18 protein-coding genes are annotated in these 16,291 nt (G+C 33.9%); 7 read left to right on the forward strand and 11 right to left on the reverse strand.

Annotated features, from left to right (window positions below; translation table 11 throughout):
• The first annotated feature begins 76 nt into the window (after positions 1 to 76).
• On the forward strand, positions 77 to 856 hold the full coding sequence (gene murI / locus G7A72_RS07135) for a glutamate racemase (RefSeq protein WP_165151967.1): 780 nt from the start codon (positions 77 to 79) through the stop codon (positions 854 to 856).
• A 10-nt stretch (positions 857 to 866) separates the two neighbouring features.
• Here murI and G7A72_RS07140 read toward each other — a convergent pair whose 3' ends face one another.
• Together G7A72_RS07140 and G7A72_RS07145 are read right to left on the reverse strand one after the other, a co-directional pair.
• Positions 867 to 1,385, reverse strand: coding sequence for a gamma carbonic anhydrase family protein (locus tag G7A72_RS07140; protein ID WP_165151968.1), 519 nt, complete (start codon positions 1,383 to 1,385; stop codon positions 867 to 869).
• 11 nt (positions 1,386 to 1,396) lie between these two features.
• Complete coding sequence (locus G7A72_RS07145; protein WP_165151969.1) at positions 1,397 to 2,395, reverse strand: type IX secretion system membrane protein PorP/SprF; 999 nt, start codon at positions 2,393 to 2,395, stop codon at positions 1,397 to 1,399.
• 167 nt (positions 2,396 to 2,562) lie between these two features.
• Between G7A72_RS07145 and G7A72_RS07150 the strand changes: the two genes are divergently transcribed.
• From G7A72_RS07150 to G7A72_RS07170, 5 genes are all read left to right on the forward strand, one after another.
• Positions 2,563 to 3,462 carry a NifU family protein gene (locus G7A72_RS07150; RefSeq protein WP_113665050.1) on the forward strand — a complete coding sequence of 300 codons (900 nt, stop codon included), beginning with the start codon at positions 2,563 to 2,565 and terminating at the stop codon, positions 3,460 to 3,462.
• 111 nt (positions 3,463 to 3,573) lie between these two features.
• Positions 3,574 to 3,774, forward strand: coding sequence for a dodecin family protein (locus G7A72_RS07155; RefSeq protein ID WP_113665049.1), 201 nt, complete (start codon positions 3,574 to 3,576; stop codon positions 3,772 to 3,774).
• A 148-nt stretch (positions 3,775 to 3,922) separates the two neighbouring features.
• Positions 3,923 to 5,941 carry a thioredoxin domain-containing protein gene (locus tag G7A72_RS07160; protein WP_165151970.1) on the forward strand — a complete coding sequence of 673 codons (2,019 nt, stop codon included), beginning with the start codon at positions 3,923 to 3,925 and terminating at the stop codon, positions 5,939 to 5,941.
• Between the two features lie 49 nt (positions 5,942 to 5,990).
• Positions 5,991 to 6,608, forward strand: coding sequence for a hypothetical protein (locus G7A72_RS07165; protein ID WP_206531539.1), 618 nt, complete (start codon positions 5,991 to 5,993; stop codon positions 6,606 to 6,608).
• 80 nt (positions 6,609 to 6,688) lie between these two features.
• Positions 6,689 to 7,534 (forward strand): mechanosensitive ion channel family protein, encoded by an 846-nt coding sequence (locus G7A72_RS07170; protein ID WP_165151971.1) that lies wholly within the window; start codon positions 6,689 to 6,691, stop codon positions 7,532 to 7,534.
• Positions 7,535 to 7,554: 20 nt separating this feature from the next.
• Here the strand turns inward: G7A72_RS07170 and tsaB are convergent, their stop codons facing one another.
• The 3 genes from tsaB to G7A72_RS07185 all read right to left on the reverse strand — a co-directional run bounded on the left by tsaB (position 7,555) and on the right by G7A72_RS07185 (position 10,988).
• On the reverse strand, positions 7,555 to 8,223 hold the full coding sequence (gene tsaB / locus G7A72_RS07175; protein WP_165151972.1) for a tRNA (adenosine(37)-N6)-threonylcarbamoyltransferase complex dimerization subunit type 1 TsaB: 669 nt from the start codon (positions 8,221 to 8,223) through the stop codon (positions 7,555 to 7,557).
• 83 nt (positions 8,224 to 8,306) lie between these two features.
• Positions 8,307 to 9,611, reverse strand: coding sequence for an efflux RND transporter periplasmic adaptor subunit (locus G7A72_RS07180; protein WP_165151973.1), 1,305 nt, complete (start codon positions 9,609 to 9,611; stop codon positions 8,307 to 8,309).
• 6 nt (positions 9,612 to 9,617) lie between these two features.
• Positions 9,618 to 10,988: a TolC family protein gene (locus G7A72_RS07185; protein ID WP_165151974.1), complete on the reverse strand. Its 1,371-nt coding sequence runs from the start codon at positions 10,986 to 10,988 to the stop codon at positions 9,618 to 9,620.
• A gap of 193 nt (positions 10,989 to 11,181) precedes the next feature.
• Between G7A72_RS07185 and G7A72_RS07190 the strand changes: the two genes are divergently transcribed.
• Positions 11,182 to 12,591 carry a DUF4403 family protein gene (locus tag G7A72_RS07190; protein ID WP_165151975.1) on the forward strand — a complete coding sequence of 470 codons (1,410 nt, stop codon included), beginning with the start codon at positions 11,182 to 11,184 and terminating at the stop codon, positions 12,589 to 12,591.
• Between the two features lie 97 nt (positions 12,592 to 12,688).
• Here G7A72_RS07190 and G7A72_RS16760 read toward each other — a convergent pair whose 3' ends face one another.
• From G7A72_RS16760 to G7A72_RS07220, 6 genes are all read right to left on the reverse strand, one after another.
• On the reverse strand, positions 12,689 to 12,835 hold the full coding sequence (locus tag G7A72_RS16760) for a hypothetical protein (protein WP_371807560.1): 147 nt from the start codon (positions 12,833 to 12,835) through the stop codon (positions 12,689 to 12,691).
• A gap of 106 nt (positions 12,836 to 12,941) precedes the next feature.
• Entirely contained in the window at positions 12,942 to 13,526 is a 585-nt protein-coding gene (locus G7A72_RS07200) for a DUF420 domain-containing protein (RefSeq protein ID WP_113665042.1), read from the reverse strand.
• 2 nt (positions 13,527 to 13,528) lie between these two features.
• Positions 13,529 to 14,215 (reverse strand): SCO family protein, encoded by a 687-nt coding sequence (locus tag G7A72_RS07205; RefSeq protein WP_113665041.1) that lies wholly within the window; start codon positions 14,213 to 14,215, stop codon positions 13,529 to 13,531.
• 6 nt (positions 14,216 to 14,221) lie between these two features.
• Entirely contained in the window at positions 14,222 to 14,863 is a 642-nt protein-coding gene (locus G7A72_RS07210; RefSeq protein WP_165151976.1) for a hypothetical protein, read from the reverse strand.
• A 74-nt stretch (positions 14,864 to 14,937) separates the two neighbouring features.
• The gene (locus G7A72_RS07215; RefSeq protein ID WP_113665039.1) at positions 14,938 to 15,288 is read right to left on the reverse strand and encodes a cytochrome C oxidase subunit IV family protein; all 351 of its coding nucleotides are present in this window, start codon (positions 15,286 to 15,288) and stop codon (positions 14,938 to 14,940) included.
• Between the two features lie 19 nt (positions 15,289 to 15,307).
• Entirely contained in the window at positions 15,308 to 16,285 is a 978-nt protein-coding gene (locus tag G7A72_RS07220) for a cytochrome c oxidase subunit 3 (RefSeq protein WP_113665038.1), read from the reverse strand.
• Between the last annotated feature and the right edge of the window lie 6 nt (positions 16,286 to 16,291).

The raw sequence follows: 16,291 nt of genomic DNA on the forward strand, positions 1-16,291 counted from the left end.
AAGAAGGGATTGAGCAGTTTTTTTTGTTTAAAACAAATCATAGGAAATTTAAATCGTAGCATGTAACTTTGTTTTTATGAATAGCAATAATCAACCTATAGGAATCTTTGACTCAGGTATTGGCGGAACTTCCATTTGGTCAGCGATTCATCAATTGTTGCCAAATGAAAAAACGATATATCTTGCAGATAGTAAAAATGCACCTTACGGACAAAAATCTAAAAAAGAAATTGTCGCACTGAGCATGAAAAATACCGATTTCTTGCTTGAAATGGATTGTAAATTAATAGTAGTAGCCTGTAATACCGCAACCACGAATGCAATTCAGGAATTAAGAGCAAAATATAACGTTCCGTTTATAGGAATAGAACCGGCTATAAAACCAGCAGTCACACATTCGAAAACGCAGATTATAGGAATCTTAGCGACACAAGGAACGCTGAATAGTGAACTTTTTAATAAAACTACTGAAAAGTACCAAGACACTAAAATAATAGAACAGGTAGGTCACGGATTAGTTCAGCTAATTGAAAATGGAGAAATCAATTCGCCAGAAATGACTAAATTGCTTCACTCCTATCTAGAACCTATGATAAAAGCTAATATTGATTATTTAGTTTTAGGTTGCAGCCACTATCCCTATTTGATTCCGCAGATAAAAAAAATACTGCCGGAACACATTCATATTATTGATTCGGGTGAAGCTGTAGCTAAGCAAACGCAACATATACTTCGGGAAAAAGTAGGATTCGCTTCCCTTGAGGAGAAGCAGACTATTTTTTATACCAATACAAATCCCAAAGTTTTAAGTGAAATTTTAGAATATAAATATACAGTTTTACAGAAAGAATTCTAAAAGAATACAGCTACTCCCCTTCCTTAAACCAACTCGAATACATTACATAATTATTAGAAATGCGTTCAATTTCACCGGCAAAGTCAGATTGATTGATATCTTTTACCTTTTTGGCAGGAACTCCCGCCCAAATTGAGCCTGATGTTACCACTGTATTTTGAGTTATTACAGCTCCGGCAGCCACAATCGAATTACTTTCGATGACACAATTATCCATCACAATTGCTCCCATTCCTATTAGTACATTATCGTGAACAACACATCCATGTACAATGGCATTATGCCCAATAGAAACATTATTTCCTATAATAGTTGGGTGTTTTTTGTAGGTACAATGAATAACAGCTCCATCTTGGATATTTACTTTATCACCTATTTTGATGAAATTGACATCGCCACGAATTACTGCGTTAAACCAAACACTACAATTTGCACCAAAAGAGACATCGCCTACAATAGTGGCATTTTCGGCAACATAACAATCCTCAGGAATTGAAGGCGATTTGCCGTTAACAGATTTTATTAGCATGATGATATGAGTTAATTAATTGCCGGACAATTACAATCGTATTTTACAGGTTTACAAAACAAATCGATTCCTAAAGTGATTTGGTGATAGCCTCCATTATCAAACTTTACGGCTCCGGACAACTGAGAATAGGTATAAGCAAACATAAACTTATCAAAATTTACACCGACAATAGGTGTGATGTATTGTAGTTTTTGCTTGGAAATTGTATTTCCATCAATGTATTCAGCACCATCAAAACTTCTTCGGTAAGACAAACCGCCCCAGACTCTTCCAAAATCTAGATTTTTGTAGGCTTTCAAATTAATGTCAATTGCTTTTTCATTTGTTTTTTCAACCATTTGAAATAAAACAGAAGGCTCCCACAATATTTTGTCTCTATTGCCAAAAATGTAACCAGCACTCAATAAATATTTCCTCAAATTATCACTTTCATATTCTGTATAAATATCTCTTCTGGTCTCTATGACATTTTTCACGGTTGCATGCGCATAAAAATCTAGAAAATTATACGAAGCACCAATATCTACATTAAAGTAAGAATCCTTTTGCACAACAGTTCCATCAATAATTGGATCAAAATCACCAGATTGTCTAAATTCCGTTTCGTCCAATTGACTTTGAATCAAACCAGCACTCATACCAAAAGATAATTGATTTAAATCAATTTCATCTCTGGAAAACATAAGATGATACGCATACGTAAATTTGACTCCTTTTTGGGAATGGTAACCGTTTTTATCATTAAAAAGTATAATTCCAGCTCCTGCTTTTTCCCCTACTCTTCCATTAAAACTTAATGTTTGCAATTCAGGAGCATCGTTTTGATCGAACCATTGCTTACGACCGGTTAACCTCAATTTAGCACAATTTGCAGCGCCAGCCATAGACGGATGTATCAGATAATAATTGTCTGATAAATAATCCGAATACACAGGGATTCCTTCTTGAGCAAAAGAATAATGTGTTGTAAATAAGAGTGCCACTAGAATTTTAATTTTATGATACATTGAAATATTTTTAAGCAAAATGAATAATTCCAAATTAACATTAAGATATTTAAGATAATGATTTCCACACTTTAAAAACTAAACTAAAGTTAATTTATTCATTAAAAAATCAAATATAGTTATTCATAGAAAATAACTTTAGTAAATTTGTAAAAAATTCAAAAATCATGAATAAAGTTACTACAAAAGAAACACAAAACCCAACGATATTAAAGTTTGAATTTCAAGATTTCATCACTCAAAATGAAAGTTTTGAATTTAAAAATATCGACGAAGCAAAAACGTCTCCATTAGCACAACAATTGTTTTATTTACCGTTTGTAAAAACAGTTTATATATCCGGGAATTTTATCGCAATCGAAAAATACAGTATCGTAGAATGGGACGATGTCAAAGATGCTGTTGCAGAACAAATGGAAAAATTTGTCAACGATGGTGGAACAATCATCACTATAGATGAAAATAAAACGAAGAAACAGCCTGTCACAGTTTATGGTGAAACTACTCCAAACCCTTCAGCATTAAAATTTGTAGTAAGTAAAATGCTAACTAAAAATGCGATAGAGTTCAAAAACATTGATCAAACAGCTGCTTCACCTTTAGCCAAAGAACTTTTCAAATTTCCTTACGTAAAAGAAATTTTCATTGATGAAAACTACATTTCTGTAACCAAATATGAAATCAATGATTGGCAAGAAATCACTTTAGAACTAAGAAGTTTCATCAAACAATATATTGAAAACGGAGGAACCGTTTTAGATGAAAATTATGTTGCTGCAGTTACCGCAGAAGAAACAGTTAAGGCAAAAGAATTTGATAATCTGGATGTAACTTCGCAACAAATCATCAATATTTTAGAAGAATATGTAAAGCCTGCCGTACAAGCCGATGGCGGAAATATCGCCTTTGACTCTTACAACGAAAATGACAAAACCGTAAAAGTAATTTTGCAAGGTGCCTGCAGTGGTTGCCCTTCTTCTACTTTTACATTAAAAAGCGGTATCGAAAACATGTTGAAAAGTATGCTTAATGACGAAAGCATCAAAGTTGAAGCAATAAACGCATAAAATAAATACTATTTACTTGAAAACCTTTATGTTACGTTAAATATTTATCGTTTTTGAATGTTCTATTTAAAAAAATTGGTAAATTTATGTTTCACTTAACAAATAGAAATCATGTCAATATTAAAAGTAATTGAAATACTTTCCAGCTCAGAAATTAGTTGGGAAGATGCAGCTCGAAAAGGAGTTGCTAAAGCGTCAAAATCCGTAAAACACATCCGTTCTGTCTATGTTCATGAACAAAGTGCAACAGTAAGTGATGGTGCCATTGCGGAATTTCGAGTAAATCTCAAATTGACTTTCGAACTCGAATAAAGAACTTAACAAAAACAAATCAAAGCGTTTCATTCGAGACGCTTTTTTTTTAGAAGCTATTTCCCGTCATCCGTTGCAATCTTTCCTGCCCTGAAAAAGCTCAGGACCAGAAAGGATTTCCTCTACTACCGGGGCTAAAAACGACCCTATGAACGAACTACATTTAGAAACCAGCCCATACTTATTGCAACACGCCGGTAATCCTGTACACTGGAAAGCTTGGAATCCAAAATCATTGGCAACAGCTAAGGAAAACAATAAACTTATCATCATAAGTATTGGTTATTCCGCTTGTCATTGGTGTCATGTAATGGAACACGAAAGTTTTGAAAATCAAGAAGTCGCTCAGGTAATGAATGCACATTTTATACCCATAAAAGTCGATCGGGAAGAACGCCCAGATGTTGATGCTGTTTACATGAAAGCTATTCAAATCATTACCGGTCGCGGCGGATGGCCTCTGAACATAGTGACGCTTCCTGATGGAAGGCCCGTTTGGGGCGGAACCTATTTTAAAAAAGAAGAATGGATAGAATCTCTGAACCAATTACAGGAACTCTATCAATCTGCCCCTGAAAAGATGATTGATTATGCCGAAAAATTACATCAGGGAATTCAAGAAATTGGATTAATTCAAAACGATAACACAGAAACGGAAGTAAACCAAAACAGACTGAAACCCTTAGTCGAAAAATGGAAAAAAAGTTTCGACTCGGAATTTGGCGGAATAGCCAGAGCACCAAAATTTATGATGCCTAATAATTACCAATTTCTGTTGCGGTATGGCTATCAAACGAAAGATACCGATTTGCTGGACTTCGTGAATCTAACGTTATCAAAAATGGCGTATGGCGGGCTTTTTGACACTGTTGACGGTGGTTTTTCGCGTTATTCTGTAGATATGAAGTGGCATATTCCTCATTTCGAAAAAATGTTGCATGATAACGGCCAATTAGTTTCTTTATACAGTGATGCTTATAAATTAACCAAAAACCTGTCGTATAAAGAAGTGATCGAAAAAACACTTCGTTTTATCGAGAAAGAATTAATGAATCCGGAAGGCGGCTTTTATTCAGCACTGGATGCAGATAGTTTAAACTCCGATAATCAACTTCAGGAAGGCGCCTTTTATGTCTGGAAAATTCCAGAATTAAAGGCAATCCTAAAAGAAGATTTTGATTTATTCAGTCAAGTATTCAATTGCAATACTTTTGGATTGTGGGAAGACGAAAACTACGTTTTAATTCAAAACCAAACTTTAGAAAGTATTGCGGAACATAATAAGATTCCCGTTTCAGCACTTCAAAGTAAAAAAATATTTTGGGAAAAATTGCTTTATAGCGAAAGAGAAAAACGACAAAAACCAAGACTCGATGACAAATGTCTGACTTCTTGGAATGCAATAATGTTGAAAGGATATGTTGATGCGTACAAGGCTTTGGGAAACCAAAAATATTTAGATATCGCACTACAAAATGCCCATTTTATAATCAAAAATCTCTGGTCTAGTGAAAGGAATTTATTCCACAATTATAAAAACGGAAAAAGCAGCATCAATGGGTATCTGGAAGATTATTGTTTCGTGATTGCAGCATTCATTTCCCTTTATGAAGCAACTTTGAATGAAAAATGGCTTCACGATGCGAAACTACTTATGGACTATAGTCTGGACCATTTTTATGACAATAAAAAATCCTTGTTTGCTTTTACGTCAAATCTAGACGAAGCGTTAATTACAACACATTACGAAACCGAAGACAATGTGATTCCAGCTTCAAATTCAGTGATGGCAAAAAACCTATTGCAAATGAGCATCTACTATAATAATTCCTATTATGAACAAGTCAGCCATCAAATGTTGCTGGTTATACTACCTGGAATTGATTATCCATCTGCTTTCTCAAATTGGATGGATTTAGCATTAAATTACTCGGAACAAAATAAAGAATTAGCCGTTTGTGGCGAACGAGCTTTGGAGTATTGTACAAAAATAAACAGTCTTTATATTCCTAATGTTGTTATCGCTGGATCACAGAATAAATCAACACTTCCATTTTTAGATTCTCGTTATTCAAACCTGGAAACACTGTTTTATCTCTGTCAAAACAAAACTTGCCTCATCCCAAATACTGATTACCAACAAATTATTAATGATTTAATGAAGTAATCTTAAAAAAAATTGACTATTATTGTAGGACTAATCAAATAAAAATACCATGGGACTATCTTCATTTTTTAAAAAATTATTTGGCTCAGCCAAAGAAACAGCTAGTGAATTAGCGGACAAAGCAGAAACAACTTTCGAAGAAGCAAAAGAAACTGCAGCACCTTATCTTGAAAAGGCAGAGAATTTCGCAGAAGAAACATTTGAAAAAGCAAAAGAAACCGCAGCACCTTATCTTGAAAAAGCAGAGATTTTTGCCGAAGATACTTTTGATAAAATAAAAGAAACGGCTGCACCAATAATCGAAAAAGTAGAAAATTTTGCAGACCATGCTAAAGAAACTGCTGGTGAATATTCCGAAAAAGCAACAAATGTTTTAGAAAACACAATTGAAAGTGTCAAAGAAAAATCGAATACAACAGTTGAAAAAGGAGAAGACTTAGCCAGCGAAGCCAAAACTGCCGTTTCAGACACAGTAGAAACCGTAATAGAAAAATCAGAAACGACAGCTGAAAAAGTAGAAGATTTAGTCAATGAAGCTAAAACAAAAACTACCGATGTTGTTGAAAATGTTTCTGAAAAAGTAAGCTCATTTGCAGAAGACGGCGAAGAAGAAGCGAAAAAAATTGCTAAAGAAACTACAAATAAAATAGAAGAAGACGCAGATTAATTTATAGAAAAATAATTTATTCGTATTTTTGTGCTTCAAACTTAACCTTCTCCTTTGAGAAGGTTTTTTATTTAAAAAAAATGAATTTAAATCCAGAGCAAATTACTGATTACGCCAATACTTTTATCAAAGTGTTAATTGACTATTCTCCAAAATTAATTTCTGCATTCATAATTCTTTTTGCAGGTCTTTATATCATCAGGCTTATCAACAGGTTTATCCGACGAATAATGGTAAAACGAAATCTAGATCCTACACTGACCCGTTTTCTGGCTGATATTTTACTTTGGGTTTTGAGAATAATTTTGTTTGTTTCCTTTATTTCCAAACTTGGGATTGAAACATCGTCATTTGTGGCCATTCTTGGTGCAATGGGACTCGCAGTAGGTTTATCACTGCAAGGTTCATTATCTAATTTTGCAGGCGGAATGTTAATTATCCTTTTTAAACCTTTTCGGATGAGTGATACTATCGAAGCACAAGGTGTAATAGGAACTGTGAGTGAAATACAAATATTTGTAACCAAATTAGTTACAGCCAACAATCAAACTATTTTTATACCAAATGGCTCCCTATCTAACGGAAACATCATCAATTATTCATTGGAAAAAATCAGAAGAGCTGATTTGACTGTTGCCATCTCTTACGACACAAATATTAAAGAAGCGAAAGACATTATTACTGCTGTTTTAAAGAATAATCCAAAAATATTAGAAACACCAGCTGCCGAAGTTTCTGTAAAAAACCTTACTGATAGTGCTATACAAATAGCTGTAAGACCATGGGCAAAAAATGAGGATTTCTGGGGTGTTTATGCTGATACACTACAAAATTGCAAACAAGCTTTTGATGAGGCAGGAATTGTCATTCAGCCATTTGTCAAAGAATCTTCTAAAAAAAATAACCCAACTGAACAGCTGGAATAATCAATACATTCAGGAATGCTCTATTTCTTTGGAGCGGTGATCATAAAATCTTTCAGATAGTACGGTTCAAAATAAGCGACATCAACTGTGTCGTTTATTTTGAATTTTTCAAAACTTATAGCACTCATTTCTTTGGCAGATGGATATATAATCTCCTCCAAAAAAACATGGTTTTCCTTTGTTAAAGCCGGCTTGCATTTGTCGGCGCAGTCACCTACAAAATAAAGTGTTTCCTGTCTATCTTCAAATGAATTGTCATCGATAATCTGGGCAAGCACTTCTCGCTTTTTTTCTAAAGTCGGACTAAAAATGGCACTGTACACTTCCATTCTTCGCGCATCAATCATAGGGATTATCAATCCGCTCGAAATAGTTACTTGTGCCGCCAAAGCTTGTAAAGTATCCACCGCAATCAAAGGGATATCTAATGCATAACACAATCCCTTTGCTGCAGAAACGCCAATTCGCAATCCCGTGTACGAGCCAGGACCTTGACTTACTGCGATAGCAGATAAATCTTGAAGAGCAATTCCGGCATCTTTTATTATTGCTTCAATAAAAACATGAAGTCGTTCCGCATGTGAATATCCTTCTTCTGCAATTTCCTTGCAAAGAATTGTTTTTCCATCTTTTGCAAGAGCGACAGAACAATTCTTGGTCGCCGTCTCAATGTTTAGTATATAGCTCAATTTCAGAATTTATTTTAAATTAAAAATCACAATCACAAAATTAGATTTTATGATTGTGATTTCAAAATAGTTGCTAATATAGGTTACTTTTTACTTTCTCCTTTATCTTTATCTGTTTTTAGCATGACTTTGTCGCCAGAATTCAAATCTTTCGTCACCGTTGAATAAGGTCCTGTAATTACCACATCTCCTTTTTTCAAACCGGTCAAAACCTCAATGTTAGTATCATCCTGAATACCTGTTTTGATGACTCTGATTTTAGCTTTATCTCCAACTTTTACAAATACACACTCGAATTTTTTATCGCTTTTAGGCGCTGCTCCTTTTTGCTCGTCTTTAGGATCAACTACAACAATTTCTTTTACAGCGGCAGTGTCAGATTTTATGACAACAGAACTAATTGGCACTGATAATACATTACTTTTTGTTTCAGTAATAATATCCACAGTTGCCGTCATACCTGGTCTGAAAGGCGAATATGTATCTGGTTTTCCTTCCAATAAATCTTGGTACGATTCCTTCAAAATTCTTACTTTAACTTTAAAATTAGTTACTTGATCCGCTGTCAAGGCAGAACTAGCCGAATTTGAAATACTGGTTACAGTTCCTTTAAATTGTTTTTTTAAATACGCATCTACTTCAACATTTGCTTCGTCTCCTACTTTAATTTTTACAATATCATTTTCATTCACATCCACTTCAACTTCCATATTGTTCAAGTTAGCTACCCTCAAAATTTCTGTTCCAGTCATTTGTTGTGTCCCCAAAACGCGTTCTCCTAATTCTACGTTCAACATAGAAATAGTTCCATCTGCGGGTGCGTAAATTGTAGTTCTTCCTAAGTTGTCTTTGGCTTCATTTACTGTTGCCGAAGCACTTTGAACATTAAAATAAGCAGTTTGCTTTGCTGCTTTAGCTACTTCATAGGATGCAATTGCTTTATCCCAGTCCGATTTTGAAATAATTCCTTTTTCAAATAAAGTTTTATTTCTGTCATAATTGGATTTTGATTCTTTGAAAGAGGCATCTGCTTGGCTCAAATTTGCTCTTGTTCCAGATAAGTTCGAAACCGAACGGTTGTAACCTGATGTATATAAATCCGGATTTATTTTAACTAATAAATCTCCTTTTTTTACCACTTGACCTTCTTTTACATTCAAAGAAATAATCTCTCCGGATACTTCCGATGAAATTTTCACTTCAATTTCCGGTTGAATCTTTCCTGTTGCAGAAACCGTTTCAACGATTGTAGATGGATTAACTTGGGCTATTTCAACTTCAGTTCCTTTATCTTTATTACCGATAACGCCAGATTTTGAAAGTATCACTAGAGCCGCAATAATTACAACTGCCCCACCTATTAGAATATAAATTGTTTTTTTAGACATAATAAATTAGTTTTTGATAAGAGGAATTCCAAAATAGAATTCTAAGATTTTAATTTTGAAAATATAATCGTACTTGGTTCTGATAACTTCTGATTGTGCATTGGTCAATAAGGTTTGCGACTGATTGAAATCAAATGAGTTCATCAAACCTACATCGTACCTTTCTTTAGCATAATTATACGCTCCTTGTCTGGCTTCAAGCGCAACAACTGATGATTCATAAGCGTTAAGCGCTCCTTTGGCATCTGTAAATGCAGTAAAAACATTTCTTTGTAAATCCAAATCTTGTTGCTCAACAGCAATTTTTGATCGTTCTAAACTTACTTTGGAACGCTCTACATTGTTTCTAACTGAAAACCCATTAAATATTGGAATAGATAATTGTGCACCAAAAGATTGTCCTTTATTGTCGCCAAATTGATTGAAAAACGGCGCTGAATTTCGGGTGCCAATTATATTTCCCATGTTATCAAAAACAGGAACATCCGCATATGAAACCCTGCTATTAAAACTATAGAAACCCTGCAAAGTAGGCTGAAAAGCTCCTTTTGCAATTTCCACATCTTTTTGAGCAATCTCTAAATTAGTTCGGGCAATTTTCAATTCTGTTCTGCCTTCTACCGCCTTGTCATAAATAGCACTTGGAGTTTGTGCCATAATATTATTCTCATCCCTCATATTTGTGTCATCCACAACATCAAAATTTTCAAAATCTTTTAGCTGTAGCAACTGCGCTAAACTTAATTTTGAAATTAATAAAGCATTATCCGCAGCTATATCATTCTGATTATTTTGCGCTACGGTCGCTTTTATATCCAATAAATCTCCACGAGGAATAGATCCCGCTTTAACTAATTCTTCTGAACGCGCATATTGCTTTTCATTAATTCCCAATTGTTCCTTCTGTACTTTTAAGTTTTCTTTGTTAAAAAGAACCTGCAAAAAAGCATTGGCAACATTCAAGGCAATATCTTCCTGCATTTTTAACAATTGATATTTGGCAGCTACTATCGAAAGATTGGCTTTACGAAGCGTGTTCTGATTTTGCAATCCTTTATAAATATCAACACCTACATTAGCGCCAGCTGAAGTAAACTGGGTTGTTTGATTCCTTAATAAACCCGTAGTTATATCCTGGTTCAAACCTATGTTCCAAGAGTGGGAAGCACTAGCGTTAAGAGAAGGAAGGAAATTCCCGATAGCATCTTTTTTACCAATAAGTGCTGTTTTTGAATCCAATTCAGACTGCTTGATGGAAATATTATTTTGAATGGCGTATTTCACGCATTCCTCTAAGGTCCAAACTTTTGATTGTGCTTGAGCTGTTACGCAACAAACCAGCATGACCATTAAACTAAGAAAACTTCTTTTTTCCATATATTTTTGAATAAAAGCGCAGCATAGCTGCAAACAAATTTAACTTTTTCTACTAAAAATCTATGAATTAATAAAAAATATTTTGTTCATAAATCCGTTATAAAACAATTAGACTTTAGAAATTAGCATTTGTTACAAAAATTCATAAAAAAAGAATAGTTTTGTTAATTTTGTTTTTCTAACTCCTGTCAAAATGCTTAAATTCTCTTCCAATCTATTAATAATCTGTTCGATTCTATTTGTTTCAAGCTGTGCTACAACAAGTAAAATAGGTGCTCTGAAACCAGAACCAGATGATGCGACCCCATTGATTTATGAAAACACTCCTTCATTTATCAATATGCCAATTAGCGTAAAACTAAAGGATATTGAGAACCAAACTAATGCATTGTTGAGCGGATTGATTTACGAAGACAATAATATTGAAGACGATGACATCGAAATGAAGGTTTGGAAACTCGCTCCAATTACGATCAAAAATGATATTGGAGAAAAAGGAGAAAAAATTAGAACCATTTTACCTTTAAAGGCTATTGTCAAATATCGAATTGGCACTAAAAAATTGGGAATCGAAATGTACGATACCCGAGAATTTCATCTTGATGGAGTTGTGACTTTAGTAAGTGATGTTACCTTGATCAATTGGAAACTAAACACAAAAACGGAACTAAAATCATTGGATTGGAATGAGAGTCCTACGATGACCGTTTTTGGAAAAAACGTTCCGCTTACTTATTTAATTAATCCTGCCGTAAAACTATTTAAATCAAAAATTGAAAGGAAAATTGACGATGCTATTGCAAAATCACTGGACTTTAAACCAAATGTTCTGGCGGCCTTAGAGAAAATCTGCGTTCCTTTTCTAATGAATGACACATATGAAAGCTGGCTTAGAATAGTACCACTAGAAATTTATTCGACCAACGCGAAACTGAAAAATGACACTTTTGTATTAGATATGGGAATGAAATGCAACATGGAAACCTTAATTGGAAAACAACCGGATTCTAAATTTAATGCATCCAAAATTATCTTAAAACCCGTTACTAAAATTCCTGAAGACATTACGGCCAACATTGTTGCCATTTCAACGTATCAGGAAGCATCAAAAATCATGACCAAAAATTTTGCCGGTCAAGAATTTGGTTCCGGCTCAAAGAAAGTAAAAGTTCAAAATGTAGCAATTTGGCACAAAAAAGGAAAAATGATAATTGCGTTAGATGTATTAGGGTCTGTGAATGGAACTATCTATTTAGCCGGATTTCCCCAGTATAACGAAAAAACTAAGGAAGTATTTTTTGATCAATTGGATTACGCTTTAGATACAAAAAACAAATTGATGCGAACTGCAAATTGGCTAGCCCAAGGTTTGGTGCTCAAAAAAATCGAACAAAGTTGTCGTTATTCTATAAAACCAAACCTAGAAGAAGGTCAAAAAAGTATGTTGACTTATTTAAAAAACTATTCTCCAATGCAAGGTGTTTTTGTAAATGGAAAGATGGAAGACATTCAATTTCAAAAAATCCAATTAACGAATCAGGCTATAATTGCCTTTATAAAAGTAAAAGGAACTGTAAGTGTTTCCGTTGACGGATTGAAGTAGAATTGTTCCGTCATCAGTTTTTAATGATCAACAAACTGCATATTTAAAACTTAAGTACGCTGTTTTATCGCTTCCCTTTTGATACTGATAGTATCTATTACGATTTATTCTTTTTCATTCGATAAATAGCATACCCAATTCCTGCAACCAAAATATAAGGAATCACCATCAGGTACACAATTCCGTCATTTACCGCCGCTGCCTGCGTTGCATTGCCTTCACTTGTTAATGCAGCGCGACACATAGCACATTGTGCATTTGCAGTTGATGTAAAAACACTACAAACAAAAAGAAATATAAAAAAACTTAACCTCTTAAATGTATGGCCCGCTTTTGAGCTTTTATTGGATTTAATATACATAATAAGGCGATATCATTAAATAAACAACTACTCCGGTAACAGCAACATACAACCAAATTGGAAATGTAATTTTCGCAATCTTTTTATGTTTGTCAAAATTTTGTGCCAAAGCCCTAACATAAGTTATTAAAACCATCGGAATTATGGCAATTGATAGTATAATGTGCGTAATGAGAATTACCAAATAAAAGATCCTCATAGATCCTATGTTTAATTTCTCAGAATCCTCTAATATTAAATTATGATTTGCATCACCAAAAACTGCAGAAACAGAAGTCATGTGATATGCCACATACATCACCAAAAAAGCAACAGACAAGGCGATTGCGCCAGTCATTAATCTTTCGTGAAGTTTCCTTTTACCATTTTTAATTGCTATAACGGCAGCAATTAATAAAACAGCCGTAATTCCGTTAGTAGTAGCATAAATAGGAGGTAAAAAAGATAGAGGCGCTACATTATATCCAAGATCTTTTAGTTTGACACCAAAAAGAATAGCAACTGCAACCGGTATTATGATGGATACTGCTATTATAAATTTGTTCATTTTTTTTTCAAGAGAAACATTTTCCATTTTTATTCTTCTAATAAAATATTAATATCTTGTTGTAAGTTTCTTACTCCCATTTTATCTAAACCGTCATAATATAAAATAGGGTTTCCAAATTCATCATTTCTGCAACGAATATTTCCATTTTTATCAATCAAGGCGAACAATCCTGAATGTTCAAAACCACCTGCAACTTTTTTATTTTCACCTGCGTAAAGATTGAACCCTTTATTAGCAAGATTAAATATGTAGGCTTTATCACCAGTCAAGAAATTCCAATTAGTGGATTTTACTCCAAGAAGATTGGCATGTTCTTTTAATACTTTTGCAGTATCATGTTCCGGATCGATAGTGATGGAGACGATTCCAAAATTAGGATTTCCAAAAAACTTTTTCTCAATAAGAAGCATACTTGCATTCATCTTCGGACAAATCGTTGGGCAAGTTGAAAAGAAAAACTCCAAAACATATACTTTACCCTTGTATGTTTCATTGGTCACCTTCTTACTGTCTTGATTGATTAATTCAAATTTCGGCGCAGGGCCTATTTTAATTAATTCACCTTCTTCTGTAGTTGTTGGATTAACACTATCGAGCCTGTCGCCTTGAACCACCTTATCATTTTTAATTCTTTCTACAATTTTTGGAATAGCATAAATTCCAAAAATCAAAATAATAAAAGAGATACCTATATATGATTTATTTTTAAACATAAACTATTATATTTTTCTGGTGGCGTTATTGTTCTTTTTAAGTGCTGCACGATATTCATATAGAATCACTTTGAAATCATCGAGCATTTCGTTACTCAACTCCGCTGGGTGAAATGTACTATATCCTTCTTTAGCATCTTTTACCAATTTTCTACCGCGAAGATTTCTCTTCTTATCAACAATATATACCTTTGGAGTTCCCAATTTATCGTCTAATTTCTCTACTAATTTTAATTGATTGTAATAAGCCTGAATTTCAACAGGAGAAGCAAAAACAAAGCGCCATTGTGCAACATCCGTAAAGGCTCCTAAGGCATCCACCACTTTCTTCGCATCTTTTTCAGTTCCGGTTGGACAAACCATCACAAACTGAACATCTTTAAACTCGTGATATCTTTGATAAATCTTCTGATTTAAATTGAAAAGATTTCCTCTGTTTTTTAATAGCTCTGTTCCCATAAAACCCAAAATAGTCACTTTTCCATTCAAAGTAACTTTTTGTCCGTCTAAAGATTGCCAATTGCCAAAATCAGCAGTATTGGGAGTTAATGTTGGTAATTTAGTAAACCCATTTACGCCAGAAGCAAAAAAAAGGTAGGCAACTATAGGCAAAATAAAAAGAACGAAAAGGACAATATTTTTTTTCATTGTAATGATACTTTTATAGTACAAAAATAAAAAAAGGTACGCAATGCGTACCCTCTTTTTGAATTAATATCTTGTTAAAAATTCCATTTTATAGTAGAATTTTTAAAAACCTCATAAATATAATCCCCTTCAGTCAAGAGAATAAAGAGTATATATAATATCAGAAAAATCAGAGGAAAAACAACTGCATTTCTTAAAGTGCTTTTTTCTCCCTCCATGTGCATGAAAGCCCAAACAATATAATACGCTTTGTAAACAGTAAGAGCGTAGAATATCCAGTTCAGTAAATTCAAACCCATTAGATTGTTCATGTGTAGCGCTTCAGGCTTCAAAATTCCTAAAATTACTTCTACTACTGTAACGGCAGACAATATTCCGAAAACTTTCCAGATTCTACCTATATTAGATACGTGTTCGTGTGACATGATAATTACTATTTGAAAATTAAACTAGATAGAAAACTGTAAATACAAAAACCCAAACTAAATCGACAAAGTGCCAATAAAGACCAACTTTCTCTACCATTTCATAACTTTTTCTTTTCTCATAAGTTCCAATTAACACATTAAAAAAGATAATAATGTTTATCACCACTCCAGAGAAAACGTGAAATCCGTGAAATCCAGTAATAAAGAAAAAGAAATCAGCAAATAATTTACTGCCGTATTCGTTTCTAACCAAGTTAGCACCTTCCACCACATAATGAGCTTGACTCAATCTTGCTTCAGATTCTGCTCTTGATAAAATTGTTTTCTGTTTTTCAGCAGTAACAACCTCAGTTCTGATTAAAAGTTCAGGATGAGCTTTGAAACCCGCTTGAACTTCTGCAACAGAGTACGATGGTAGCGCTGGTTCACTCATAAACCATTTCGCCTTGTTTCTTGTTAGTTGCTCTCTCTCCTCAGGTAAAGTTGCAGCAAAATCAGCTAATGCTACACGATGTCCATCTTTGTCCACAAATTGAAGTAAACTACCTCCTTTTGTTTCAATAGCACCATATTCACCTTTGATGAAATTTTTCCATTCCCAAGCTTGAGATCCTACGAAAATCAAACCTCCAATAATGGTTAAGAACATGTACAAAATCACTTTGTTTTTTTTCATTTGATGACCTGCATCAACAGCCAAAACCATTGTTACTGATGAGAAAATCAAAATAAAAGTCATTAAGGCCACATAATACATCGGAGCAGATACTCCATGCATAAACGGAAAGTGTGTAAACACTTCGTCAGCCAATGGCCATGTTTCAATAAATTTAAATCGAGAAAAACCATACGCCGCCAGAAATCCAGAGAACGTTAAAGCATCTGATACGATAAAAAACCACATCATTAATTTGCCATAACTTGCTCCCATTGGCTCATTGCCGCCTCCCCAAGTTTTTTCTTCACTATTAGCAGTAGTAACTGTCGCTTCCATAAAAGT

This window comes from Flavobacterium sp. Sr18, assembly GCF_011064265.1.
GTDB classification, from domain to species: domain Bacteria; phylum Bacteroidota; class Bacteroidia; order Flavobacteriales; family Flavobacteriaceae; genus Flavobacterium; species Flavobacterium petrolei.